Source organism: Rhizobium sp. N122, from assembly GCF_002211295.1.
In the GTDB taxonomy this organism is placed as follows: domain Bacteria; phylum Pseudomonadota; class Alphaproteobacteria; order Rhizobiales; family Rhizobiaceae; genus Rhizobium.
Genome location: NZ_LOKU01000026.1, coordinates 31124 through 56054 on the forward strand (window position 1 = coordinate 31124; position 24931 = coordinate 56054).

Annotated in this window: 27 protein-coding genes; 14 read left to right on the forward strand and 13 right to left on the reverse strand. The window is 62.3% G+C overall.

Translation table 11 applies throughout. The features are described 5' to 3' along the window. Window positions 1-147: 147 nt before the first annotated feature. Together ATY75_RS19590 and ATY75_RS19595 are read left to right on the forward strand one after the other, a co-directional pair. Complete coding sequence (locus ATY75_RS19590) at window positions 148-411, forward strand: type II toxin-antitoxin system Phd/YefM family antitoxin (protein WP_088938822.1); 264 nt, start codon at window positions 148-150, stop codon at window positions 409-411. After that, window positions 408-866 (forward strand): type II toxin-antitoxin system VapC family toxin, encoded by a 459-nt coding sequence (locus tag ATY75_RS19595; RefSeq protein ID WP_088938823.1) that lies wholly within the window; start codon window positions 408-410, stop codon window positions 864-866. The genes ATY75_RS19590 and ATY75_RS19595 overlap by 4 nt, the downstream gene beginning before the upstream one ends. A 23-nt stretch (window positions 867-889) precedes the next feature. On the opposite strand, the gene ATY75_RS19600 is transcribed toward ATY75_RS19595, so the two are convergent. Together ATY75_RS19600 and ATY75_RS19605 are read right to left on the reverse strand one after the other, a co-directional pair. Then, window positions 890-1873 (reverse strand): bifunctional riboflavin kinase/FAD synthetase, encoded by a 984-nt coding sequence (locus ATY75_RS19600; protein WP_088938824.1) that lies wholly within the window; start codon window positions 1871-1873, stop codon window positions 890-892. A gap of 31 nt (window positions 1874-1904) precedes the next feature. Next, a complete protein-coding gene (locus ATY75_RS19605) occupies window positions 1905-2753 on the reverse strand; it encodes a TIGR01459 family HAD-type hydrolase (RefSeq protein WP_088938825.1) in 849 nt (282 codons plus the stop codon). 284 nt (window positions 2754-3037) lie between these two features. On the opposite strand from ATY75_RS19605, the gene groES reads away from it, so the two are divergent. The 3 genes from groES to ATY75_RS19620 all read left to right on the forward strand — a co-directional run bounded on the left by groES (window position 3038) and on the right by ATY75_RS19620 (window position 6207). Further along, the gene (gene groES, locus ATY75_RS19610; protein WP_003545797.1) at window positions 3038-3334 is read left to right on the forward strand and encodes a co-chaperone GroES; all 297 of its coding nucleotides are present in this window, start codon (window positions 3038-3040) and stop codon (window positions 3332-3334) included. A gap of 71 nt (window positions 3335-3405) precedes the next feature. Continuing rightward, a complete protein-coding gene (gene groL, locus ATY75_RS19615) occupies window positions 3406-5046 on the forward strand; it encodes a chaperonin GroEL (protein WP_065092133.1) in 1641 nt (546 codons plus the stop codon). A gap of 714 nt (window positions 5047-5760) precedes the next feature. Then, window positions 5761-6207, forward strand: coding sequence for a hypothetical protein (locus tag ATY75_RS19620; protein ID WP_088938850.1), 447 nt, complete (start codon window positions 5761-5763; stop codon window positions 6205-6207). Between the two features lie 179 nt (window positions 6208-6386). Here ATY75_RS19620 and ATY75_RS19625 read toward each other — a convergent pair whose 3' ends face one another. Beyond that, entirely contained in the window at window positions 6387-7097 is a 711-nt protein-coding gene (locus ATY75_RS19625; RefSeq protein ID WP_088938826.1) for a glutathione binding-like protein, read from the reverse strand. A gap of 211 nt (window positions 7098-7308) precedes the next feature. Between ATY75_RS19625 and ATY75_RS19630 the strand changes: the two genes are divergently transcribed. Further along, a complete protein-coding gene (locus ATY75_RS19630) occupies window positions 7309-7722 on the forward strand; it encodes a DoxX family protein (RefSeq protein ID WP_003588305.1) in 414 nt (137 codons plus the stop codon). Between the two features lie 82 nt (window positions 7723-7804). Here the strand turns inward: ATY75_RS19630 and hisG are convergent, their stop codons facing one another. The 3 genes from hisG to hisS form a co-directional block, all read right to left on the reverse strand. Further along, the gene (hisG, locus tag ATY75_RS19635) at window positions 7805-8500 is read right to left on the reverse strand and encodes an ATP phosphoribosyltransferase (RefSeq protein WP_088938827.1); all 696 of its coding nucleotides are present in this window, start codon (window positions 8498-8500) and stop codon (window positions 7805-7807) included. Next, window positions 8497-9618, reverse strand: a complete 1122-nt coding sequence (locus ATY75_RS19640) for an ATP phosphoribosyltransferase regulatory subunit (protein ID WP_088938828.1) — start codon at window positions 9616-9618, stop codon at window positions 8497-8499. Before ATY75_RS19640 ends, hisG begins: the two co-directional genes overlap by 4 nt. 174 nt (window positions 9619-9792) lie before the next feature. Next, entirely contained in the window at window positions 9793-11316 is a 1524-nt protein-coding gene (gene hisS / locus ATY75_RS19645; protein ID WP_088938829.1) for a histidine--tRNA ligase, read from the reverse strand. Between the two features lie 134 nt (window positions 11317-11450). On the opposite strand from hisS, the gene ATY75_RS19650 reads away from it, so the two are divergent. The 3 genes from ATY75_RS19650 to ATY75_RS19660 all read left to right on the forward strand — a co-directional run bounded on the left by ATY75_RS19650 (window position 11451) and on the right by ATY75_RS19660 (window position 13065). Continuing rightward, window positions 11451-12206 (forward strand): hypothetical protein, encoded by a 756-nt coding sequence (locus tag ATY75_RS19650; protein ID WP_088938851.1) that lies wholly within the window; start codon window positions 11451-11453, stop codon window positions 12204-12206. A 59-nt stretch (window positions 12207-12265) separates the two neighbouring features. After that, window positions 12266-12628, forward strand: coding sequence for a hypothetical protein (locus ATY75_RS19655; protein ID WP_088938830.1), 363 nt, complete (start codon window positions 12266-12268; stop codon window positions 12626-12628). Window positions 12629-12705: 77 nt separating this feature from the next. Then, window positions 12706-13065 carry a DUF305 domain-containing protein gene (locus ATY75_RS19660; RefSeq protein ID WP_088938831.1) on the forward strand — a complete coding sequence of 120 codons (360 nt, stop codon included), beginning with the start codon at window positions 12706-12708 and terminating at the stop codon, window positions 13063-13065. Between the two features lie 207 nt (window positions 13066-13272). On the opposite strand, the gene ATY75_RS19665 is transcribed toward ATY75_RS19660, so the two are convergent. After that, entirely contained in the window at window positions 13273-14322 is a 1050-nt protein-coding gene (locus ATY75_RS19665; protein WP_088938832.1) for an aldo/keto reductase, read from the reverse strand. 272 nt (window positions 14323-14594) lie between these two features. Here ATY75_RS19665 and ATY75_RS19670 point away from each other — a divergent pair, with 272 nt between their 5' ends. Then, window positions 14595-15299 carry an HAD family hydrolase gene (locus tag ATY75_RS19670; protein WP_088938833.1) on the forward strand — a complete coding sequence of 235 codons (705 nt, stop codon included), beginning with the start codon at window positions 14595-14597 and terminating at the stop codon, window positions 15297-15299. Window positions 15300-15327: 28 nt separating this feature from the next. Here the strand turns inward: ATY75_RS19670 and ATY75_RS19675 are convergent, their stop codons facing one another. Together ATY75_RS19675 and ATY75_RS19680 are read right to left on the reverse strand one after the other, a co-directional pair. Continuing rightward, the gene (locus tag ATY75_RS19675) at window positions 15328-15834 is read right to left on the reverse strand and encodes a hypothetical protein (protein ID WP_088938834.1); all 507 of its coding nucleotides are present in this window, start codon (window positions 15832-15834) and stop codon (window positions 15328-15330) included. Further along, window positions 15831-16460, reverse strand: a complete 630-nt coding sequence (locus ATY75_RS19680; protein ID WP_088938852.1) for a DNA-3-methyladenine glycosylase I — start codon at window positions 16458-16460, stop codon at window positions 15831-15833. Before ATY75_RS19680 ends, ATY75_RS19675 begins: the two co-directional genes overlap by 4 nt. Window positions 16461-16713: 253 nt before the next feature. Between ATY75_RS19680 and ATY75_RS19685 the strand changes: the two genes are divergently transcribed. The 3 genes from ATY75_RS19685 (at window position 16714) to ATY75_RS19695 (ending at window position 19082) form a co-directional block, all read left to right on the forward strand. Next, the gene (locus ATY75_RS19685) at window positions 16714-17463 is read left to right on the forward strand and encodes a L,D-transpeptidase (RefSeq protein ID WP_088938835.1); all 750 of its coding nucleotides are present in this window, start codon (window positions 16714-16716) and stop codon (window positions 17461-17463) included. 135 nt (window positions 17464-17598) lie between these two features. Beyond that, a complete protein-coding gene (locus ATY75_RS19690; protein WP_064836904.1) occupies window positions 17599-18285 on the forward strand; it encodes a L,D-transpeptidase in 687 nt (228 codons plus the stop codon). A gap of 122 nt (window positions 18286-18407) precedes the next feature. After that, window positions 18408-19082, forward strand: a complete 675-nt coding sequence (locus ATY75_RS19695; RefSeq protein ID WP_088938836.1) for an outer membrane beta-barrel protein — start codon at window positions 18408-18410, stop codon at window positions 19080-19082. Window positions 19083-19177: 95 nt separating this feature from the next. Here ATY75_RS19695 and ATY75_RS19700 read toward each other — a convergent pair whose 3' ends face one another. The 4 genes from ATY75_RS19700 to ATY75_RS19715 all read right to left on the reverse strand — a co-directional run bounded on the left by ATY75_RS19700 (window position 19178) and on the right by ATY75_RS19715 (window position 23890). After that, window positions 19178-19618: a hypothetical protein gene (locus ATY75_RS19700; protein WP_088938837.1), complete on the reverse strand. Its 441-nt coding sequence runs from the start codon at window positions 19616-19618 to the stop codon at window positions 19178-19180. A gap of 39 nt (window positions 19619-19657) precedes the next feature. Then, on the reverse strand, window positions 19658-20968 hold the full coding sequence (glcF, locus tag ATY75_RS19705; RefSeq protein WP_088938838.1) for a glycolate oxidase subunit GlcF: 1311 nt from the start codon (window positions 20966-20968) through the stop codon (window positions 19658-19660). Window positions 20969-21251: 283 nt separating this feature from the next. Then, the gene (locus tag ATY75_RS19710) at window positions 21252-22454 is read right to left on the reverse strand and encodes an FAD-binding protein (protein WP_088938839.1); all 1203 of its coding nucleotides are present in this window, start codon (window positions 22452-22454) and stop codon (window positions 21252-21254) included. Next, on the reverse strand, window positions 22451-23890 hold the full coding sequence (locus ATY75_RS19715; protein WP_088938840.1) for an FAD-linked oxidase C-terminal domain-containing protein: 1440 nt from the start codon (window positions 23888-23890) through the stop codon (window positions 22451-22453). Before ATY75_RS19715 ends, ATY75_RS19710 begins: the two co-directional genes overlap by 4 nt. 142 nt (window positions 23891-24032) lie before the next feature. Here ATY75_RS19715 and ATY75_RS19720 point away from each other — a divergent pair, with 142 nt between their 5' ends. Continuing rightward, window positions 24033-24929 (forward strand): LysR family transcriptional regulator, encoded by an 897-nt coding sequence (locus tag ATY75_RS19720; RefSeq protein WP_064836890.1) that lies wholly within the window; start codon window positions 24033-24035, stop codon window positions 24927-24929. The last annotated feature ends 2 nt before the right edge of the window (window positions 24930-24931 follow it).

Below are 24931 nucleotides of genomic sequence, written 5' to 3' on the forward strand. Positions count from 1 at the left end.
CGGAAAAGGAAGAGCAGAATTCGCGGAGCCGCAATCGGCACCGCTAGCTGGAATTGCCGCAGATTCATCTGTCAAGAAAGTGGAGAGGCTGGAAAATCCTCGCAGCCTGCGCTATGATCTGACTATCTGACTAGCAGGCGGAGACGCATGAAAAAAATCACGAAACAAAGCTGGAAGCTCGAAGAGGCGAAAGCACGTTTCAGCGAGGTGGTTCGCCGGGCACACAGCGAAGGACCGCAACGGGTGACGGTTCGCGGCCGCGACAGCGTCGTCGTCATCAGCGTCGAAGAGCTCGACCGGCTGACCAAGGCCGAACCGAAGATGCCTTTCGTCGCTTTCATGGAGAGCCTCGATCTCAAGGATCTCGATCTCGAGCGGGAGGCCGATTACGGACGGGATGCCGAGTTGTGATCGGCTGGCTGCTGGATACGAACGTCATATCGGCGCTGATCAATCCGAACGGCGCTCCCTCCGTCAAATCCTGGGCTGCGGCTCAAGACGAGGAGCGGATGTTCATCAGCATCCTCACTCTGGCGGAATATGACAAGGGCATCGAGAACCTGCCCGAGGATGATCAGAACCGCTATCGTTATATCGCTTCACGCGATGCGCTCGCAGAGAGGTTCTCTGAGCGCATTCTCTCGTTGAGTGATGCGGCCATCAGGCGCTGGGGCGTCATTTCGGGACGCGCGAAACTGAGGACCGGACATGCACCGTCAGTGGTCGATACGATGCTCGCCGCTACGGCCATCGAGCACAATCTCTATCTGGTGACGCGAAACGTCAGGGACACACGTTTCGCCGGCGCTGATGTCTTCGATCCGTGGACGAACGATCCCGCTCAGTTTCCCTTGAGCCGGAGATAGCGGCAGCCACACTCACGGCGGCGTCAGGAAAAACAAAGCTTCCGGTCGAGTTCGCCGAGCGGCGTCACACCCGATAGCAGCGCCCTCGCCTCCTCCTCGTCGCGCTTGATCTGGGCAACCAGCGGATCGAGGCCGTCGAATTTCAGCTCGGGTCTGATATAGCCGAAGAAGGAGACGGCGCAGCGCTGGCCGTAGAGATCGCCGCTGAAATCGAAAAGATAGGTTTCGAGCAGCGGCGCGCCGTTTTCCGTCACCGTCGGACGGCGGCCGTAGCTCGCGACGGCGTCGTGCAGCGTGCCGTCCTGGCGGCGGAAGCGGACGGCGTAGATGCCGGCGGCGAGTTCCACCTCCGGCGGCAGGCGCATGTTGGCTGTGGGAAAACCGAGCTGCCGGCCGAGCTTTTCGCCGTCGATCACCTCGGCCTCGACCGTATAGCGGTAGCCGAGCATGCCGGCGACTTCGCTGACGCTGCCTTCTTTCAGCAACGCGCGGATATGGCTCGAAGAGACGACATCGGCGTTTTCGTCGCGGAAGGCATCGATCAGAGTGACGCCGAAGCCATAGGTCTGGCCGGCATTCATCAGGAAGGCCGGACCGCCCTCGCGGCCGCGGCCGAAATGGAAGTCGAAGCCGGTGACGACCTCGGAGGCGCCGAGCCAATCCTTGAGGATCGAATGGATAAAATCATCGGCCGAGCGCTGCGAGAACTCGTAGTCGAACGGATATTCGATGACGGCGCTGAAACCGAGCGTTTCCAGGATGCGGGCCTTCAGCGGCGCCGGCGTCAGACGGAAGACCGGCGCCTCAGGCCGGAAGACCGTGCGCGGATGCGGCTCGAAGGTCAGCACCAGAGCGGGAATGCCGCGCGCCCTGGAGATTTCCAGCGCGCGGCTGAGCACAGACTGGTGGCCCCGGTGCACGCCGTCGAAATTGCCGATGGCGATGACACCGCCCTTAAGGTGGGCGGGCAAGGGTTCCCGGGTTTCATTGCGGTGGAAGACGGTCATCGGCTGGCTTCTCTTTATGCGAGGCGTGTCTTCATGCAAGGCGGGGCATCCACCACTTCGGCGCGGCTTTTTCCCGATCGAGATAGGCGTTGAGGATCGCCTCGTCGGTCTCGCCGTTCAAGGTATATTCCTTGGCGTGGATACCGCCGCTGATGTAGAGAAGGTCGAGGCCGTAATTCAAGGCGCCGCGCACATCGGTCGGCATGCCGTCGCCGATTGCCAGCACGCGCTCGACCGGGAAATCGCCGCGCAGCTCGCGGGCCGCGGAGAGCGTCGCCTCATAGATCGGCCGGTGCGGTTTGCCGGCGATGCGGGTGCTGCCGCCCAGCTGCTCGTAATAGGCGGCCATGGCGCCGGCGCAGGGAATGATGCGGTGGCCGCGCTCGACGACAAGGTCGGGATTGGCACAGATCATCGGCACCTGGCGGGCTTTGAATTCCAGAAGCATCTCGGTGTAATCTTCCGGCTTCTCGGTCTCATCGTCGAAAAAGCCGGTGCAGACGAGCGATTGCGCTTCTTCAGCCGGCCGGCGCTCGACGCCGATGCCTTCGAGAAGCGCCTTGTCGCGCTCGGGGCCGAGCAGAAAGACCGTCTTCGGCCCTTCGGCGATCAGCCGACGGGTGACGTCGCCCGAGGTGACGATCCGGTCATAAGCGCCGTCGGGAACGCCGATCTGGCGCAGTTGCTCGACCACCTGCCAGGAAAGGCGCGGCGAATTGGTGATGAGGACGACGGCGACGCCGCCGGCGCGGGCCGCTTCAAGGGCAGCGGCGGCCTTCGGAAACGGATCGACGCCGTTGTGAACGACACCCCAGACATCGCAGAGCACCACGTCATAATGACCTGTTATCTCCGAGAAGTTTTCGATCCGCCTGGCCATTCCGATTTCCCGATTTGCTTCAGTCACCGGTGACATTGCAAAGGCGCAAGGCGATGGCAAGGCATTTTCTTCGCCATTCTGCAACGGGCCGGATTTCGGCGGCAATCTCTGCAATTCTCCGGCCTCTTCACAATTCCGGCACAAAAATTCGTGATGGCTCTCATTGACTCCTCTTGGAGCCATCCCTAAATGCTCGTCGCTAGCACTCACCGCAAGGGAGTGCTAACATCTATCCATGTGGGCCGCTCCGGTCCGCGAATGTCATTCGATCGAGGGATTAGACAATGGCAAGCACCAACTTCCGCCCCCTTCACGACCGCGTCGTTGTTCGCCGCGTTGAGTCCGAAGCCAAGACCAAGGGTGGCATCATCATTCCCGATACCGCCAAGGAAAAGCCGCAGGAAGGCGAAATCGTCGCCGTCGGTTCCGGCGCTCGTGACGAGTCCGGCAAGGTCGTCGCACTCGACGTCAAGGCTGGCGACCGCATCCTGTTCGGCAAGTGGTCCGGCACCGAAGTCAAGATCGACGGCGAAGACCTTCTGATCATGAAGGAAGCCGACATTATGGGCATCATCGGCTGATCAGCCGCTGGCCTTTCCGACGTAGCCGACGGGTCCCAGAACCCGGACACTCGAATTGAGGAGTTTCAATCATGGCATCTAAAGAAATCAAGTTTGGTCGCACCGCGCGCGAAAAGATGCTGCGTGGCGTCGACATTCTCGCCGATGCAGTCAAGGTAACGCTCGGCCCCAAGGGCCGTAACGTCATCATCGACAAGTCCTTCGGCGCTCCGCGCATCACCAAGGACGGCGTTTCCGTCGCCAAGGAAATCGAACTCGAAGACAAGTTCGAAAACATGGGCGCCCAGATGGTCCGCGAAGTCGCTTCGAAGACCAACGACATCGCCGGCGACGGCACCACGACTGCAACCGTTCTTGCCCAGGCGATCGTTCGCGAAGGCAACAAAGCCGTTGCAGCCGGCATGAACCCGATGGACCTGAAGCGCGGTATCGACCTCGCTGTTGCCGACGTCGTGAAGGATCTCCAGGCCAAGGCCAAGAAGATCTCCACCTCCGAAGAAGTCGCACAGGTCGGCACGATCTCGGCAAACGGCGACAAGCAGGTCGGTCTCGACATTGCCGAAGCCATGCAGAAGGTCGGCAACGAAGGCGTCATCACGGTTGAAGAAGCCAAGACCGCCGAAACCGAACTCGAAGTCGTCGAAGGCATGCAGTTCGACCGCGGCTACCTCAGCCCCTACTTCGTGACCAACCCGGAAAAGATGATCGCCGACCTCGAAGACGTCTTCATTCTCCTTCACGAGAAGAAGCTCTCGAACCTGCAGTCGATGCTTCCGGTTCTCGAAGCCGTCGTTCAGACCGGCAAGCCGCTCCTCATCATCGCTGAAGACGTCGAAGGCGAAGCTCTTGCTACGCTCGTCGTCAACAAGCTGCGCGGCGGCCTGAAGATCGCTGCCGTCAAGGCGCCTGGCTTCGGCGACCGCCGCAAGGCCATGCTCGAAGACATCGCCATCCTGACCGGCGGCACCGTGATCTCCGAAGACCTCGGCATTAAGCTGGAATCCGTCACGCTCGACATGCTCGGCCGTGCGAAGAAGGTTTCGATCTCCAAGGAAAACACCACGATCGTCGACGGTTCGGGCGCCAAGTCCGACATCGAAGGCCGTGTTGCCCAGATCAAGGCCCAGATCGAAGAAACCACCTCCGACTACGACCGCGAGAAGCTGCAGGAACGTCTTGCCAAGCTCGCCGGCGGCGTTGCCGTCATCCGCGTCGGCGGCTCGACGGAAGTCGAAGTGAAGGAAAAGAAGGACCGCATCGACGACGCGCTCAACGCGACGCGCGCTGCCGTTCAGGAAGGCATCGTCCCCGGCGGCGGTATCGCTCTGCTGCGCTCCTCCACGAAGATCACCGTCAAGGGTGCAAACGACGACCAGGAAGCCGGCATCAACATCGTTCGCCGCGCCCTCCAGTCGCTGGTTCGCCAGATCGCTGAAAACGCAGGCGACGAAGCCTCGATCGTTGTCGGCAAGGTCCTCGACAAGAATGAAGACAACTTCGGCTACAACGCCCAGACGTCTGAATTCGGCGACATGATCGGCATGGGCATCGTCGACCCGCTCAAGGTCGTTCGTACCGCGCTGCAGAACGCCGCTTCTGTCGCATCGCTGCTGATCACCACCGAAGCCATGATCGCCGAACTGCCGAAGAAGGATGCCCCTGCCGGCATGCCTGGCGGCATGGGCGGCATGGGCGGAATGGACATGATGTGATAGGCCATAGGCCTTTCACAGCATCGTTCATGAATCCGCCCATCATCTAAAATGGTTCAGCGCGTCAAGCGCGCTGAACTGGCGGAATGGACATGATGTGATAGGCGAAAGCCTGCACACATTCCGATATCCGGAACAGGAAGGGCGGCCCTCGGGTCGCCCTTTTCTTTTTGCCGCAAGCTTTGCTCGAAACGATTCGATCCGTTGCGCGCTATTTTGTGCCGCGCATCGTATGCGCCGACCGGCCAAGCTTTCGCGAGGCTTGCGCCGCTGTTTGTTTTTCTCTCCACGCAACATGCGGGCAATCGTCGGCTTGCGGGGATTTATCTCCCGCCAAGTGAGGCGAAACGGGGGGAAAACGCCTAAAATTGAACTCCCGGCCTCCATTCTCCCCAAGTGGCGCGGGGCTGCCGACATCTCCGGCAAAAGGATCTCGATCCGAACACCCCTTAAAAAGCCGTTGCCGTTTGTGCAAAAGTTCCTATAAATCCGCGCTGCAATTGAGCGCGCCCGGCGATCATTTTCGCTGTCAGACGAGCGCGGGAAGGCGATGCCAGAATAGTCGGTGTCGACGGGCTCCGGTTTGGAGGCTCGGATAGCCGTGGCAATGATCGCTGCTATGGGTGCGGGCATTATGCCCGCTGCTGCATAAGCCTGTCTCTAGTGTTTGCCGAGCGTGCGGCGGAGGAGCCGCATGCGAACGAGGGAACGCCTGTGTTTAAGATTGCCAAAGCCAATGCAGCCGTGCCGTTGCTGCCCGGCTCGATGAACGACAATAATCAACAGCACGAGATGCTGGCGCAGTTTTCCGTTTCCGAAAGCTGGACCGGCGATCTGGCGAGCGGCGTGCTTCGTCTCGGCAAGTGGAGCGCCATGCTGCACGGCCTCTCCGCAGAGGAATGCGGATTGCTGAACCTGATACGATGCTACGATTCCGGAGACCGCAGTCACGTGCTGGAACTGTTCGAACAGGCGGCAACACACTGCTCCTCCTTCTGCTTTTCGACGACGATCATCATGCCCAACGGCCTGCGCCAGCCGCTGTTCTGCATGGGCGAGTCAAACGGGCTCGAGGAGAAATACAGCGGCAGCATGGCCGGCGTCTTCGTCTTTCCGCGCTTCAAGCTCGAAGGTGCGAGGCAGATTGCCAACCGGCAATAGAGGCGGGCGGGAACGTCTGCCCCTCACCCTAACCCTCTCCCCGTTTTACGGGGAGAGGGGACGTGCCCTGCGCGAGGTAAGTGGCTAACAGAGAGGTAGCGGCATATCCCTTCGCCCCGCGTGCGGGGAGAAGGTGCCGGCAGGCGGATGAGGGGCAGGCGGCGATCTCTGGCCGTCAACTACTCCGGCTTGACCGGAATATTGAGCCCCTTCTCGCTGGCCGGGCGGGCGATGCAGCGTTGCAGCCAATCCGAAACGGCGGGGAAACTCGCATAGTCCAGAACCTCGCGGCCACCATAGAAGATGTCGGCGCCGCGGACCCAGGTGAAGGTGGTGATGTCGGCGATCGTATACTGATCGCCCATGATCCACTGCCGGCCCTTCAGCCGGCCTTCGAGCACGCCGAGCAGCCGCTTGGACTCATCGCGATAGCGCTCCACCGGATAGGAATTGTTGGCGACCTTGTCGGCGGCGAATTTATAGAAATGGCCGAACTGGCCGAACATCGGGCCGATGCCGGCCATCTGGAAAAACACCCACTGAATGCATTCGTAGCGGCCGCCGGCATTCTCGGGGATGAGCTTGCCAGTCTTTTCCGCGAGATAGAGCAGGATGGCGCCGGATTCGAAAAGGCCGATCGGTTTGCCATCAGGCCCGTTCGGATCAATGATCGCCGGAATGCGGCCGTTCGGATTGAGAGATTCGAATTCGGGCGACTTCTGCTCGTTGACGGCGAAGGAAATATAATGCGGCTCATAGGCGAGCCCGAGCTCTTCGAGAGCGACCGAAACCTTCACCCCGTTCGGCGTCTGCAGAGAATAGAGCTGGATGATGTCGGAATTTTTAGCGGGCCAGCGCGTCGTGATCGGAAAAGCGGAAAGATCTGCCATCGGATTCTCCTTGTTGGGTGGCGACCATAAAAGACCGGCTTTGTGAAAGGCAAGCGACGACGGCAGGACATTGTTTCATATTATTGAACAAACTGTCCGCTTCCGTTTATCTTTCCACAATAGAAGAAAAAAGCGACATAGGAGGCATCCGAGGTCCATCCGGTGCCGGGGCACCAAGATCTCCAGAGTCCTTCAAACGGAGACAATATCCATGTCGAACGCCATCATCCTGATTGCCCGCATTCTTCTTTCCTTCATGTTCATCCTTTCCGGCTTCATGAAGCTCACCGATCCTGCCGGTACTGCGGGCATGATCGCCGGTGCCGGCCTGCCGGCAGCAACCCTGTTGGCCTATGTCGCAGGCCTTTTCGAACTGCTGGCAGGCCTTGCGGTTCTCACCGGCTTCCAGGTCCGCATCGCCGGTTGGCTGCTCGCCGCCTTCTGTGTCTTCACGGGCGTTGCCTTCCACCTGCCCTACGCAAGCGGCACGGAACTCGTGAACATTCTCAACCAGATCATGGTCATGAAGAACATCACCCTGGCCGGCGCGTACATCCTGCTCGCCACCGTCGGTGCTGGCGCCTATTCGATTGACGCCCGCCGCGGCGCCTATGCGGCTGCCTGATCCAGCAGACATCCTCCCAGACATGAGAGAACCCGCCGTCATTGAATTGACGGCGGGTTCTCTTATGCATTGACGGCTAGGATCAGAGGGCGGCGCGCACTGCGTCGATGATTGCCTGGACAACCGGCTCGTCGGCATGGCTCTGCTTGCGGGCGCGCACGAGGCAGGCCTGCGAATGCAGGATGACGCCGTCCTGGAGCACCTTCAGGTGGTTGGCGCGCAGGGTCGAGCCGGTGGAGGTGATGTCGACGATGATATCGGCCGAGCCTGAGGCCGGAGCACCCTCGGTGGCGCCGAGGCTTTCGACGATGCGATAAAGCTGGATGCCGTGCTGGCTCGAAAAGAACTGCTGGGTCAGGCGCCAGTATTTGGTGGCGATGGCCAGACGCCTGGAATGACGGGCGCGAAAATCGGCGGCGACGTCGCCGAGATCGGCCATGGTCTCGACATCCAGCCAGATCTCCGGCACGGCGACGACGACATCGGCATGGCCGAAGCCGAGGCGGGCGCAGAATTCGACGCGCTTGTCGACTTCGGCAAAACCCTCCCGCATCAGATCCTCGCCGGTGACGCCGAAATCGACGGTGCCGTTGCCGAGTTCGCGGGAAATCTCGGAGGCCGAGAGGAAGGCGACTTCCACATCGTCCCAGCCTTCGACGCGGCCGCGATAGGAGCGGTCGTTGCCGACGGCCGTGATCGGCATGCCGGCCCGCTCGAAGATCGCCGAAGCGTCGTCCTTCATCCGGCCTTTGGAAGGAAGCGCGATGGTGATGGTCATGCGGCTGCCCTTTCGGTTTCGATGCGGTCGAGCCAGAAGGAGAAGCCGACGGCCGGAATGCGGTCGGTCGCGCCTAGGAAGGTCAAGAGCCTGTCGAAGCGGCCGCCGCCGGCCAGAACCGCGCTCGATCCCTCAGCCGTCACCTCGAAGACGAGGCCGGTATAATAATCCAGCGGCCGTCCGAAGGCGGCGCGATAATCCAGGCACGACAGATCGACGCCGGCATCGGCAAGGGCGCCGACGCGACCGTTGAAACGGGAGAGTGCATTGCCGAGCTTCAGGCCGGCAGCATCGGCAAAACCGGCGAGCGCCGCCGACGCATTGACGAGCGGCACGTCGAGCGACAGGAACTCTTCCAGCACATGGAAGGCGGCATCGTCGAGACGCGTCTCGGAAAGGATGAGCTTTTCCTTGAGCCGCCGGGCAATCTCCAGCGGCGAGCGGCTGGCATTGGTCGAATAGCCCGTCGCCTGCATCTCCTGCTCGATATGGGAGACCAGCGCCTGCTCGTCGCCTGATGCGACAAGCTTTGCGATATCGTCGTCCAGCCCGGTGACGAATTGCGGGCTGACGAGACCGGCCAGCAGCGCTTCGAGCTGCGTCATGTTGCCGAAGGCATGGATCAGCCGCTTCTGCCAGCCGAGCGGCAGGCCGAGAGCCTGAACGACCGCCTCGAACACCGCCTGGTCGCCGAGCGTCACCGACAGGCGCCGGCCCGGCAGCAGGCGGGCGAGAATGCCGGTGGCGTCGCCGATGGCGCGAGCGTCGGCGCTCGGTATGTTGATATCGCCGAGATCCTCGATGCCGGCCTGGTAGAATTCGTTGGCGCCGTCGCGGCGCTGGCGGAAGACCTCGCCGAGATAGGCGTAACGCTTCGGCGTCCCGGTCGCCGTCTCGATGTGGCGCAGACAGACCGGGATGGTGAATTCGGGACGCAGGCAGAGGCTGGCGCCAGTCTCGCTCTCCGTCATGAAGATGCGGCGGCGCAGATCCTCGCCGGCGATATCGAGGAAGGGTTCGGCCGGCTGAATGACCGGCGTATCGATGCGCTCGGCCTTGCGGGCGTCGAATTCGGCAAGCAGCTCAGTGGAGAATTCGGGGAGATTGATCAGGGGCATGGTGTCGCTCCCGGGAAAAGTCCCCTCCCCAACCCCTCCCCACAAGGGGGAGGGACTAATTCGCGGCGGTCGTCGAAACAAATCGAGAGGACCTCCGATGAAGCGAATGCTGCGTTGGGCACAGCGGCGCCACGTAAAGCCCCTCCCCCTTGTGGGGAGGGGTTGGGGAGGGGTTTACTGCGCATCACCCGCCCTCTTCCGATCCTCCGCCTGCGCCGCAAGAATTTCCCTCACCTTGGCGACCAAGTCGGGTTCCGGCACCGTCTCCTGCGCCACGCGGGCTTCGCGCCAGCTGGCATTGTCCTCGATCTCGCCGGAGAGCCGCTTGCCCTCGATCAGATCCTTGATCTGCACGACGCCGGTGGCGCGCTCGTCGCCGCCCTGGATGATGGCGACGGGGCAGCCGCGGCGGTCGGCATATTTCAGCTGGTTGCCGAACTTCTTCCAATTGCCCTGGAACATCTCGGCGCGGATGCCGGCGGCGCGCAGCTGCTGCGTCATCTTCTGATAGCGGCCCATCGCCTCGACATCGCCATCCATGACGGTCACCAGCACCGGCTCGATCACTTCGCTGGCGCCGAGTTTGCCGAGGTTCTTCAGCGCCGTCATCAACCGGGAGACGCCGATCGAAAAACCCGTCGCGGGAACCGGCTGGCCCATGAAGCGGGAAACCAGGCCATCATAGCGCCCACCGCCGCCGACCGACCCGAAGACGACCTTTTCGCCCTTTTCATTGGTGACGTCGAAGCTCAACTCGGCCTCATAGACCGGGCCCGTATAATATTCGAGGCCGCGCACGACGGAGGGATCGATCTTGATACGATCGGACTGGTAGCCGGCGCTCGCAACAAGCGCGCCGATGAAGTTCAGTTCCTCGACGCCTTCGCCGCCCTTCGACGTTCCGGCAACGAGTTCGGCGAGCTGGGCAGCGCTTTCGGCATAATCCTTGATGCCGACGAAGAAAAGCACCTTGTCGATCTGCGCCTGGTCGAGACCGGCGCCCTTGGTGAAGTCGCCGGACTCATCCTTGCGGCCGGGCCCGAGCAGCAGGGCAACGCCCTCAGGCCCGAACTTGTCGAGCTTGTCGATGGCGCGCAGCACGTTCAGCCGCTGGCCCGCCTTGTCGTCGCCGCCGAGGCCGATCGCCTCCAGCACGCCGTCCAGGACCTTGCGGTTGTTGACGCGGATGATGTAGTCGCCGCGCTTGATGCCGAGCGCTTCAAGCGTATCGGCCATCATCATGCACATTTCGGCATCAGCCTGGACACCCGGCGCGCCGACGGTATCGGCATCGAACTGCATAAACTGGCGGAAGCGGCCGGGGCCTGGCTTCTCGTTGCGGAAGACGTAACCGGCGCGATAGGTGCGGTAGGGCAGTTGGATTTCGTTGAAATTCTCGGCGACATGGCGGGCGAGCGGCGCCGTCAGATCGTAGCGCAGCGACATCCATTGCTCGTCGTCGTCCTGCAGCGAGAACACGCCCTCGTTCGGCCGGTCGCTGTCGGGCAAGAACTTGCCGAGCGCATCGGTATATTCGAACTGCGGCGTTTCGAGCGGGTCGAAACCATAATGCTCGTAGACTTCCCGGATCTTTGCCGTCATCTCGTTGACGGCGCGGATATCGCCGGCCGTCCGGTCGACGAAGCCGCGCGGCAGGCGGGCCTTGAGCTTTTGCGGTTTCTTCTGCTTGTCGTTCATTTCCGGGAATTCCGCTGACTGTGACAGTGGCGGTTTCCTAGCGGATTGGGCGGGGAGCGGCAAGGGCGAAGGGTCTTGAAGCCGCAAGCCGAATCGATTGAAGCAGAGGCGCCTATCAGAATGCGGATATGCTCATGATCACCGAAACGCTTCTTTATGCCGCGACATGGCCGCTGACCGGCAATCCGCATCGAAAGTTCATCCGCTATTCCGTCAATCTCTGGTCACGGGCCGGGCGCTGCGCCCGGGATTGGGCCGAACATGAGACGATGAGCCGGAACGCGATCCGCGCGGCGGCGTCTGGTCTCAGGCAGAAGCGCACCGCCGTCGTGCTCGGCTCGGGCCTGCTGCGCGACGTGCCGACCGAGGCTCTGGCGCACGAGTTCGACACCGTCGTGCTGGTCGATCTCGTTCATCTCGCCTCGGTGCGCCTATGGCTTGCGGCCAAGGGCTATCGCAATATCAGGCTGATCGAGCGCGATCTCTCCGGCTATGACGATCTTGCCGCCGGCAGAGCGCCCGAACCGCTCGGCTTCCTGCGCACCGTGCCCTATCTCGATTTCGTGGTTTCGGCCAATCTCCTGTCGCAGATCGGCCGGGGCGTGAAACGGCGCTACGACACCGAGGCCGCCGGAATGCCTGAAGATACGGTGGAAAGGCTGATTGCGGCGCATCTGGCCGGGCTTTCCGGTCTCTCCTGCCGTCATTGCCTGGTGACCGACACCGCCTATGCCGTCATCGACCGCATCGGCCGGACGCATGAGGAGGCCGACCTGCTGCACGGCGTTTCGCCGCCGCCGTCAAAGGCGGCCTGGACATGGCCGGTGGCGCCGCTCGGCGAGGAGAGCCGGGATTACCGGATCGAGCACAAGGTGATTGCCACCTGGTGACCAGGATGTGACCGCCGATCGGCTTGGCTTGCATCCGGCATTCCCCTATATGAGGGACCATGCGCACGCTTGCCCTCATCACCATGGTTCTCGGTTGGCTGGTCTACAGCGCCATGTCTGCTTGGGCAGGCTGTCCGACCTGTGCGTCGATGAATGCACCCGCCGCCGAAACCGGGATGCATCATCAGATGGCCGGCATGCAGATGCCTGACGCGGCGAGCAAGGCCGATCCCTTGAAAGACCCCTGCTCTACCGGCAACGCCGCGCATATGCCGCTTTGCAGCGCCTGTCTGCTGCTGCCGCCGGCCATCATGGTCGTCGATAGCGCAAAGCCTGTTTTCGCCTATCCCACCCCGGCGCTTGCCCGCGCCCTGGATGACGATCGGCCCGCTCCGCAGGCTCCCCCTCCCCGACTGTCCTGACGCTACGCTTAATTCACGCAGAAACGAGCGGCTTTAGCCGGCCGCAACCCTATTGTCAGACAGAGGAAGGAATTCTCATGTCTCTGAAAATCATCACTCTTACCGTCATGCTCGCCATCATTGCCGCTCCCGCCCTTGCCGAAGACAAGGCCATGGATATGAGCAAGCCGATGGGCAGTCACGACGCGGCAAGCCATGCCTTCACCGAGGCGAACGACAAGATGCACAAGAATATGATGATCGAATATAGCGGCGATGCCGACGCGGATTTCGTCCGCGGCATGATCCCGCATCATCAAGGCGCGATCGACATGGCAAAGATCGAGCTTCAATACGGCAAGGATCCGGAAATCCGCAAGCTTGCCGAAGCCGTGATCAAGGCGCAGGAAGCCGAGATCGCCGAGATGGACGCCTGGCTCAAGGCCCACGGCAAGTAGTCGATCACTCGCGAAAGGGGAACGCCGGAGATGACCGGCGGTCCAGACTCTTTTACGTCATGCTCGACCAGCCCCTCATCCGGCTGCCGCAACCTCTCCGTTCCCCGCATATCTTTCGCAGGGCACGTTCCCTCTCCCCGTTTCTACGGGGAGAGGGTTAGGGTGAGGGGCAACTTTCGTCATCCGAGTGGCACAGCGCCGGTGTTCTCAGCCTTTCGGCTCGAAATCGGCCGGGCGGCGGCCGGCGCCCTGACGCGACAGCATCCAGCCCGGATATTCCGGAGCAAGGGCGCTCACCTCGTCGAGCCTACCCATGTCGTCTCCGTCGAGCTTCAGCTTGACGGCGGCAAGATTCTGGTCGAGCTGGTCGACATGCTTGGCGCCGATGATGACGGTGGTGACGAATGGCTTGGCGAGGATATAGGCGAGCGCCACGGTGGCGACGCTGACGCCATGCTTTTCGGCGATCTCGCGCATGACGGCGACGCAGGCCCAGGCCTTGTCCTTATCAACAGGCGGGAAGTCGAAACTGGCGCGGCGGCCCTCGCCGTTACCGGGCGCGCCGGGACCGTATTTGCCGGACAGGAGACCCCCGGCGAGCGGCGACCAGACCATCAGGCCGAGCTTTTCCTCCTGCATCATCGGCACGATATCGCGCTCGAGATCGCGGCCGGCGATGGAGTAATAGGCCTGCACCGTCTCGAAACGGGCAAAGCCGCGGCGTTCGGAAAGACCGAGCGCCTTGGAAATGCGCCAGGCCTGCCAGTTGGAGACGCCGATATAACGCACGAGGCCGCGGGAGACGAGATCGTCGAGCGCGCGCAGCGTCTCCTCGATCGGCGTCACCGTATCGGTCGCGTGGATCTGATAGAGATCGATATGATCGGTTTGCAGGCGCTTGAGGCTCGCCTCGACCGAATCCATGATGTGGCCGCGCGAGGCGCCGCGGTCGTTCGGCTTGTCGCCCATGACGCCATAGACCTTGGTGGCGATGACGACGTCCTTGCGGGGCACGCCGAGGTTCTTCAGCGCCTGACCGAGCAGCCTTTCGGACTCGCCGGATGAATAGACGTCGGCCGTGTCGACGAAGTTGACGCCTGAAGCCAGCGAGCGCTCGACGATCCGGTCGGCGGCATTCTGGTCGACATCGGCGATGGCGCCCCACATGGTGCCCTGTTTGGCTTCGCCGAAGGTCATGGTGCCCAGGCAGATTTCGGAGACGAAAAGTCCCGTATTTCCGAGTTGGTTGTAACGCATGGTCGAAAAAATCCTTTGTGTCTGCCGCAAGAGGGGCTTGCGAACGGAAGAACTTCATTTTTTGATTATTGGCCTGCGCGCGACAGGCACAGCCGTGGCTGGCTGTAAGGTGAGGCGATTTTCATGTAGTGCGGCAGCGAGGCTTTTCAACGCCGTGCCTTGCCGCAGCGGAGATGAGCGCTCTCGTCTCGACGCAGCCCTTGTCTAGACGCAGCCCTTGTCTAGACACAGGCGGCCGATAGATTGCCAGTCATATTTTAAGAGGTACGCATATGGCGACGCGACCACTGACCACCATCGGCTTCGATGCCGACGACACGCTCTGGCAGAACGAACAATATTACCGGCTGACGGAAGCGCATTTCACCGGGCTTCTTGCCGATTTTGCCGAAGGGCCCAAGATTTCCGAGCGGCTGCTGGAGGCCGAGAAGCGCAATCTTCGCCATTACGGCTTCGGCATCAAGGGTTTCACGCTGTCGATGATCGAGACGGCGATCGAGATCACCGAAGGCAAGATTCCCTCGAGCGTGATCGCCAAGATCCTCGATACCGGCCGCGATCTTCTTTCCCATCCCGTCGAGACCATGCCGCATGTGCGCGACACGCTGGAGGCGCTTGCCGGCAAATATCTGCTGGTCATGATCACCAAGGGCGATCTGTTCGACCAGGAGCGCAAGCTCGCCCAATCCGGCCTCGGCGACTTCTTCGATGCCGTCGAGATCGTCTCCGACAAGACGGCCGTCACCTATCGCCGCATCTTCGCCAAGGTCGGCGACGGGCCGGAACGGGCGATGATGGTCGGCAATTCGCTGAAATCGGACATCGTGCCGGCCATCGCCGCCGGCAGCTACGGCGTGTTCGTGCCGCATGAGCTGACCTGGGTGCTGGAACATGTGGACGAACCGACGGAAGCGCCGCGTTTCCGCAAGATCGGCCATCTCGGCGAATTGCGCGACCTGATCGACCGGCTGACATAGGCCGGACGTTCCGTTATTTGGCAGGGGCTTATTGCTGTTTGACAGGCGCCTTCGGAAACAGCGACGGCTGCTGCGGCTCGGCCGGCGGCTGCTGCTTCGGGGCAGCAGCCAAAGGCTCGATCAGGATGCTGAAGGGAGCGCCGAGGCCGCGGCGCGGCGACACCTTGGAATAATAGGGGCGCATCAGCCAGGTGGTGTTTTCCTTGACCGTCGTCTCGAATCTCATGCCGTCCTCGTCGGTGCCGAAGAAGGCCTCGTCATCCGGTTTCGACAGGTCGAAGATCGCCAGGAAGGCGAATTTGCTCTTGGTGGCAAAGTCGATCTTCACATGCTGGCCGGCGCGCACCGGCAGCGTGTAGACATGGCTGTTGCCGAACTTCGTCCAGCCCTTGAGCTGCATGGTGACGGCCGGGAACTGCAGCTTCTCCAGCTTCTCGCCCGGATCGAGCTGCGGCGTCTGCGCCAGAGCGGGGACCGTCAGGAGGAAAAGGGTGGCGGCTGAGATCAATGTTCTCACGGATGCATCTTCTTTCATGGTCGCACCAGCACGGCGCGCATTTCCTCGACCTCGGGCCGGCAGAAGCAGCCCTCGAGATGATCGTTGACGAGACCCATCGCCTGCATGAAAGCATAAACTGTGGTCGGGCCGACAAAGGTCCAGCCGCGTTTCTTCAGATCCTTCGAAATGATGACCGAGGTCGGCGTCGTCGGATTGGCGACGATATGCTCCCGGTCGACCACCGCTGGCCGGTCGTTGTGGCCGGGTTCATAGCGCCAGAAATAATGGGCGAGCGAGCCGAATTGATCGCGCAGCGCCAGAGCGCGCCTGGCATTGTTGATGGTGGAGACGATCTTGCCGCGATGGCGGATGATGCCGGCATCGCCAAGGCAGCGAGTGACATCCTCGTCGCCGAAAAGCGCGACCTTTTCGAAATCGAAGCCGGCAAAGGCGGCGCGGAAATTCTCACGCTTGCGCAGGATGGTCAGCCAGGAAAGACCGGACTGGAAACCTTCAAGACAGATCTTCTCGAAGAGGCGGATGTCATCAGTGACAGGGCGGCCCCATTCCTCATCGTGATATCTCATATAATCGGGCAGATTGGCGTGCCAGTGGCAGCGGCTCCTGCCGTCCTCGCCGATGATAATGCCTGTCTCGCTCATGTCCGCTTCATTCCCGGGTTCGTCCGCTCCGCCTGGTTTTCCGGTCATGATTCCGGCTTTACCATTTGCAAACCGTCTTTCCAAACCGAACCGTAACCCTGACGAAAAGTTTATCCCACGGGTCGGGTTTTCATGAATCGATCTTTACCATTCGCTGGCGGATTGGATGGCAGCGTCTTTCGCGGGCGGAACATCTCCGCCCGGGCGGACGCCTCCGCCAGCGCATTTTCGGCCATTGTAGAGAGTCCGTCCGATGATGAAACAGTTTGTTCTCGCCGCAGCCGTCTTCGGCATTTTCTCCACGGCCGCCCTTGCAGACGACCGCTACGCCACCCGCCCGCCCGTCGTGCTCAGCCCCGACCTGACCGCGCCCTGGATCAACCAGCTCGGCGGCGGCGCGGTTCGTCCCGTCGTCTACCAGCGGCCGGTCGTCCAACAGCAGCAGCGCGGGCTTTTCCAGCGCCGGGTGCTGCGCCAGGCGCCGCAAGTCGCACCGCAGACCGTCTCGGCGATAAACCCGGGCATACCGTCGATCCGCCATCCGATCGAGCCGCAATTCCTGCCGCAGATGGTCGATTACGACACTCAGGAAAAACCCGGCACGATTGTCATCGATGCCAACAACCGCTTCCTCTATCTGGTGATGGATGGCGGCAAGGCGCGGCGTTACGGTGTCGGGGTCGGCAAGCCCGGCTTCGAATGGGCCGGCGCCCACAAGATCACCCGCAAGCAGGAATGGCCGGACTGGACGCCGCCTTCCGAGATGATCAGCCGCGAAGCCGCCAAGGGCCATTACCTGCCGGCGCGGATGGACGGCGGCGCGGAAAACCCGCTCGGCGCCCGCGCCATGTATCTCGGCTCGACGCTTTACCGCATCCACGGCACCAACGCGCCCTGGTCGATCGGCAGCGCCGTCTCCTCCGGTTGCATCCGGTTGCGCAACGAAGATGTCGTCGATCTCTATGACCGCGTTCGCGTCGGAACCCGCGTCGTCGTCATGTAACGGCACATACGATATCTTGGAAGCCGCAAGAACAGGCGGCTTCCTTTCCCGAAATTGCTTTATCCGGCCGGGCCGATCTTGAATCGGGCAGAAGTTCATGTAGCTTCAGGCGGATTTGCTTGAGGGGAATCGATCATGATCAAATTGATGCCAGGTCTGGCCGCGGCCGGACTTGTCCTGTCCTTGATGTCCACATCCGCCTTTGCGGCGCCTGCCGGCTCCGACAACACCCAGCGTCCGGCGCAAGTCGTGCGTGTGGCGCAGATGCCGAAATATGTGAAGCCGCAGTTCAAGCGCAAGAAGGTGCGGCTGGTGACGACGGAAGCCGCCGGCACCGTGATCATCGATACCAACAACAAATATCTCTACCTCGTCGAAGGCAACAACCGCGCCACCCGCTACGGCATCGGTGTCGGCCGCGACGGCTTCGGCTGGTCTGGTATCGTCAAGATCGGCCGCAAAGCCGAATGGCCGGCATGGACACCGCCGGCCGAAATGCGTCGCCGCGAAGCCGCCAAGGGTCACATCATCCCGGCTTACCAGGAAGGCGGCGAGGACAATCCGCTCGGTGCGCGGGCCATGTATCTCTATCAGGGCGGCCGCGATACCATCTTCCGCATCCACGGCACCAATCAGCCCTGGACGATCGGCCTCAACATGTCTTCCGGCTGCATCCGGATGATGAACGAGGACGTAACGCATCTTTACGATCGCGCGCCCGTCGGCACCAAGGTGATCGTCATCGGCCCCGGCAACAAGCAGGGCAAGGTCGCTTTCGAGGACAGGGGCATCGACGTGCTGCGCACCATGTTCGGCGGCTGAGCAACACCTATTAAAAAACGAAGGCGCTTTTTAGAAGCGCCTTTTATTTCTCTTGGACTTTGCGGCGGAAAGCTGGCAGACGTGCCTAGGAGTCGACATATTTGCAATATCGGGGCTATTCAATGACATATGCGCTGCGTTCCTCCGCCTCCCTGCTTGCGGGCATCGCGTTTTTCACCATCTGTTCGGCAGCCTCCGCCTCGGCGGAAGACCTGCAATTCTCCATCTACGGCGGCTATCAGACGGCACCGCACAGCGGCGTCGATCTTTCCGACGGCACGCATTTCACCGCCGGCTGGGAAGGCAAGTCCTTCGGCAGCCCGCCCTACTACGGCGGCCGCGTCACCTGGTGGCTGGAAAATTTCAACAAGCCGAACTGGGGTATTTCGCTCGATTATACCCATGACAAGGTCTATGCCGACGACGATACGCTGGCCAAGACCGGCTGGTCGCATTTCGAATTCACCGACGGCCTGAACCTGCTGACGGTGAACGGGCTCTATCGCTTCCAGGATCCGACCCGCCGCTGGACGCCCTATCTCGGTGCCGGTGTCGGTGTGAACATTCCGCATGTCGAAGTGATTCGCCCCGAGGGCAAGACCTGGGCTTATGAATTCGGCGGCGTGACGCTGCAGGCCCAGGCCGGCGTCGACTTCAAGGTGACCGACCGCTGGTCGACCTTTGTCGAATACAAGGGCACCTATTCACGTGTCGACGTTCCGATCGACAGCGGCGTGGATCTGAAGACCAACATCTTCACCAATGCCGTCAATGTCGGCGTTTCGTTCCACTGGTAATCGAATCATTGAGCGGTCCAGCTTTTCGGGCCGCTCTATTTTTGCTGTGGCGCAATTCCGGACGGAAGACCGCTTCACACTTTTCCTGAAATTGCTTATTTGGTGCCGCAGCTGACCTTGCCCTCGACGGCAAAGGGTTTTTCACCGCCTGCGATCGTCAGGGAATAGGTGCCGCTGAAATTTGCCGCCGGCTTGCCGCGTTCGCCGGCAACCACGACGAGATCCAGCGTTGCTCCGCCGGTGTCATCTTCGCCGCCGTCGAAGACTTCGAGCAGCAGATCGCCATCGCGCGACCAATGGTTGGTCAGATGCTGCGATTCGAAAACACGTTTGCCGAACACGGTCGCTTGGGCCGGGTCCTTGACGACAAGCGCGCCGCGGAAATGGTTGAGCTTGTGGCCGGCTTCGCTTTCGAAGCCGCTCTCGAGCGTGAAGCGCGCTTCCTTGTCATCGGCAGAACAGAAAAAACGGCTGTCGGCATGGGCGGTGCCCGCCGCACCGAGCAGTCCGGCAAATACGATCATTCCCCGCCACATCGTCCAAACTCCCGAGACAGGCCCGACAGGCCTTTCACGTCAGCCTAACGGCAAATCTCTTAATTTTTCCGGCACAGCGCCGCCATAAGCCCAATCGAGCAGCTCGACCGTATGCAGGATCGGCATGCCGGTGGCGGTGGCGATCTGGGTGATGCAGCCGATATTGCCGGTGGCGATGACATCGGCCTTGGTGGCTTCGATGTTTTTGACCTTGCGTGCCTTCAAGGCCGCCGAGATCTCCGGCTGCATGATGTTGTAAGTGCCGGCCGAACCGCAGCAGAGATGGCCTTCGGCCGGATCGCGCACGGTAAAACCCGCCGCTTTCAGCAATTGCTTCGGCGCGAGGGTGATGCGCTGGCCGTGCTGCATGGAACAGGCGGAGTGATAGGCGACGGTGATGCTCTTCGGCATGTGCGCCGGCAGCTCGAGGGTTGCGAGATATTCGGTGATATCCTTGGCAAGGCCTGAGACCCTCGCCGCCTTTGCCGCATAGGCGGGATCGAGGCGCAGCATATGGCCGTAGTCCTTGATCGTCGTGCCGCAGCCCGAGGCGGTGATGATGATGGCGTCGAGCCCCTGCCCGTCGATTTCGCGTGTCCAGAGATCGACATTGACCCGCGCGCTTTCGAGCGCCTGTTCGGCGCGGCCCATATGATGAACAAGCGACCCGCAGCAGACCTCGCCTTCCGGCAGTACCACCTCGACGCCAAGCCGCGTCAGCAGCCGGATCGCCGCCGCATTGATGCCGGGATCGAGCACCGGCTGGGCGCAGCCGGACAGCATCGCCACCCGGCCGCGCCGTTCGGTTTCAGGCAGATAGCTGCCGGGTTTTGCCAAGGCGGACACTGCGGGCACGCGGCGCGGCGCAAGCGCCAGCATGGCGGCGAAGGGTTTGAGCGCCGCTCCCCGCATCAGCCCGGCGAAGGGCCGGCCGAGACGGGCGAGATTGAGCGCCAGGCGGAAGCGGCCGGGATAGGGCAGCACGGCGGCAAGGATGGCGCGCGTCAACCTGTTCATGAAGGGGCGCTTGTAGGTCTTTTCGATATGGGCGCGGGCGTGGTCGACCAGATGCATGTAGTCGACGCCGGAGGGACAGGTGGTGACGCAGGCCAGGCAGGAGAGACAGCGGTCGATATGGGTGACGACCTCGGCATCGGCCGGCCGGCCGTTTTCCAGCATGTCCTTGATCAGGTAGATCCGACCGCGCGGACTGTCGAGTTCGTTGCCGAGCGTCACATAGGTGGGACAGGTGGCGGTGCAGAAACCGCAATGGACGCATTTGCGCAGGATCTGCTCGGATTCGGCGACATCCGGGTCGAGGAGCTGGGTCGGGGTGAAGTTGGTTTGCATTTATGCGGCCTCCAGCGGGGTTCCATTGCGCTGGAGCGAGGCAGTAGCCACTTGCTCCCTCTTCTCCCCAGCGGGGAGAAGTGCCGAGCAAAGCGAGGCGATGAGGGGGTGAGCGACGAAAGGAGCGAGCATCTGAGCGGCAAGCGAAGATGACTTCTGCCGTGCCGCCCCCCTCATCCGACCCTTCGGGCCACCTTCTCCCCGCTGGGGAGAAGAGGGAGCAAGCCCAGCCTTAGTACCATCTCTCAAGGCCGATATTCCCAGATAGCTCGAAAACGACATCTCAGCCACCCATCTTCCCCGGATTGAAAATCCCCGCCGGATCGAACTTCTCCCTCACCCGCCGCGACAGCATCGCCACAGCCTCGGGCTCCGGATGAAACGCCGCGGTTGTCGCCCTCGCCTCGCCCGAGGCACGGATCAGCGTCGCGTGGCCGCCGCCCAGAGCTTTGATAAAGCGGCGGACCAGCTCGCCTTCGGGGCCGGCCTCCATGCGCATCCAGACGAGACCGCCCTGCCAATCATAAAAGGCGTCGACGCCGGCTTCGAGGCGGAGCGCCGCGACCAGCTGGTGGCCGGTGCCGGGGGCGACCGAGACGCGCCAGACCGGCCGCGACGTCGCATCGGCGTAGGGCACAACGTCACGGATTTCCTGCCAGAGCCTGCGGCTTTCCGGCTCGTCCAGCCGCGTCACCGCTGCGAAGGCCGACATTGCAGCCGTAAGCTTTTCCAAACGCACAGCGACCGAGCCGGCGAGGCCTTCGATACGCAGCACCGTCGCCTCGCCCTCCGGCAGTTTGCCGGCGAGGAATTTCCACGTCACCGTCAAGGGCAGATGGGCCGCACCCGAGACCTCGACCGGCAGCGCCATGGCCGCCGCCATGGCCTTTGCCGCCTCGGCGTCGTTGAGGCCCGACAGCACCACTGTGCGCTCGGTCTTCGGACGCGGCGGCACCCGGAAGGTGACTTCGGTGAGGAAACCCAGCGTGCCATGCGAGCCGGCAATCAGTTTGACGAGATCGAGGCCGGTGACATTTTTCATCACCCGGCCGCCGGCCTTGATGATCTCGCCTTTGCCGTTGACGAAGCGTATACCGAGCAAGCTGTCGCGGGCGGCGCCCGCAATCAGCCGGCGCGGGCCGGAGACATTGGCGGCAAAGACGCCGCCGATGGTCGGCTCCCCCGAGGTGCCCATCACCGGGCGATGATCCATCGGTTCGAAGCCGAGCATCTGACCGCTTTCGGAAAGGGCCGCCTCGACCTCGGCAAGCGGCGTTCCCGATCGCACCGTCATGACCATTTCGCCGGGATTATAGGCGACGATTCCGGTAAGCCCGGTCGAGCGCAGCCGCTCCTCGCAGGCGACGGCATTGCCGAAGCCGGCGCGGCTATCGCCGCCGCAGATGGCGAGCGGCCGGCCGCTCTCGGCATGTGTGCGGACGATCGCTGCCGCCTCCTCCTCGCTCGTCGGCATCAGATCGATCATGCGGCGGGACGCCCTTCGAGCGGGAAGACCTTCGATGGATTGAGAAGCCAGCCGGGATCGAAGGCGGCGCGCGCCGCCATCTGCTGGGCGAGATCGGCTTCGGAATATTGATGCCGCATCAGGTCCCGCTTCTCGATACCGACGCCATGTTCGCCGGTCAGGCAGCCACCGGCATCGACGCAGAGTTTGAGGATATCGTTGCCGGCGGCCTCGGCGCGGGCGGCATCCTCGGGATCGTTGGCGTTGAACAGGATCAGCGGATGCATGTTGCCGTCGCCGGCATGGAAGACGTTGGCGACCCGCAGACCGTAATGATCGATGATCTCGGCTGTCTTCTTCAGCACATGCGACAGCTGGCTGAGCGGCACGGTGCCGTCCATGCAGATATAGTCGGCGATGCGGCCGGTGGCGCCGAAGGCGGATTTGCGGCCCTTCCAGATCAGCGCCGCTTCGGTCGCCGACTGGCATTCGCGCACGGTCTTGACGCCGTGCCGGCGGGCGATTGCGACAATGTCCGTCAAGGTGGCGTCCATTTCCGCTTCCGAACCTTCGACCTCGACGATCAGCAGCGCGCCGACATCGAGGGGATAACCGGCATGGGCAAAGGCCTCGCAGATCTCGATCGCCGGCTTGTCCATGAATTCGATCGCAACCGGGATGATGCCGGCGGCGATGACATCGGCGACACAGGCGCCGGCTTCTTCCGAAGCTTCGAAGCCGAAGAGCACGGGGCGCGCGCCTTCCGGCTTGGCGATCAGCCGCACCGTCGCCTCGGTGACGATGCCGAGCTGGCCTTCGTGGCCGCAGACGAGGCCGAGCAGATCGTAACCGGCGGCATCCAGCGCCTTGCCGCCGAGTTCGATCACGGTGCCGTCGACCAGCACCATCCGAACGCCGAGCAGATTGTTGGTGGTGACGCCGTATTTCAGGCAGTGGGCGCCGCCGGAATTCATGCCGATATTGCCGCCGATGGTGCAGGCGAGCTGCGAACTCGGATCGGGCGCGTAGAAGAAGCCCTCCGCCGAGACGGACTCGGAGATATTGAGATTGGTGACACCGGCCTGAACCACGGCAACGCGGTTCGGCAGATCGATTTCGAGGATGCGGTTCATCTTCGACAGGCCGAGCACGACGGCATCTTCCTGCGGAATGGCGCCGCCGGAAAGCGAGGTGCCGGCACCGCGCGGCACGACGGGAATGCCGTAGCGGTGGCAATAACGCATGATGGCAGAGACCTCGGCCGTGCTGCGCGGCAGGGCGACGGCGAGCGGCAGGCGACGGTAGGACACGAAAGCATCGGTCTCGAAGGGCACCAGCTCGCGCGCCTCATGCACCAGGCATTCCGGCGGCAGCAGATCTGTGAGATCGGCGACGATCTGGGCGCGGCGGGCCAGGACATCGGCGCGGGGTTTGAGAAACGATATGGCGTCGGACATGGCGCTCTCAGGCCTTTGACATCGTGACGACGGGAAATGACGGCCGAAAACCTCCTGCCGCCGACAGATCGGCTTAGCACTTTCCCGAAAGGGGCGCAAATGCTAAGCACTTATGTCAAAAGGGGAAAAAATCGAAAACCGCATGACCAATCTCGGCGATCTCGAAATCTTTGCCAAGGTCGTTTCGACCGGCAGCATGTCGCTTGCCGGGCGGGCGCTCGGCTTTTCCCCGGCCGTCGTCTCCAAGCGGATCAAGCGGCTGGAGGACCGGCTCGGCACCCGGCTGTTGCAGCGCACGACGCGGCAGATCTCGCTGACGGAAGCCGGACAGGGCTTTTACGACCGCGTTCTCGGCATTCTCGCCGGGCTGGAAGAGGCGGAATTCTATATTTCCGGCCGCTCGGCGCAGATGCACGGCACGTTGAAGATCTCGGCGCCGACCTCTTTCGGGCGCATGCACATCGCGCCGCATCTGAAGGCGTTCATGCGGGCGCATCCGGAGCTGGCCATCAATCTGGTGCTGACCGACGAATTCAGCGACATCGTCGGCGGCGGCTTCGATCTGGCGATCCGCATCGCCGAGCTCACCGATTCGAGCCTCGTCGCCCGCCGGCTGGCGCCGGTGCGCCGGCTGCTCTGCGCCTCGCCGGACTATCTCGCGGCACATGGCGAGCCCGGCCACATCGACGAACTGAAACATCACCGCTGCCTGCCGGCGCATAATGGCGATACCTGGCGCCTGAACGGGCCGGACGGGATGCTCAGCCTGCGGCCGGAGGGCCTGCTGATCACCAATTCCAGCGAGGTGATCCGCGAGGCGGTCATCGCCGGCCTCGGGATCGCCCTGCGCTCCACCTGGGATATCGGCGAAGAGCTCAAGGCCGGCCGTCTGGTGCAGGTGCTGCCGGCCTATGAAGGCTCGCACAATGTCGCGCTGTCGGCCGTCTATCCCAGCCGGCAGTTCCTGCCGGCCAAGGTGCGGCTGTTCATCGATTATCTCGCCGAGCTTTACGGGCCTGTGCCCTATTGGGAGCGCTGACG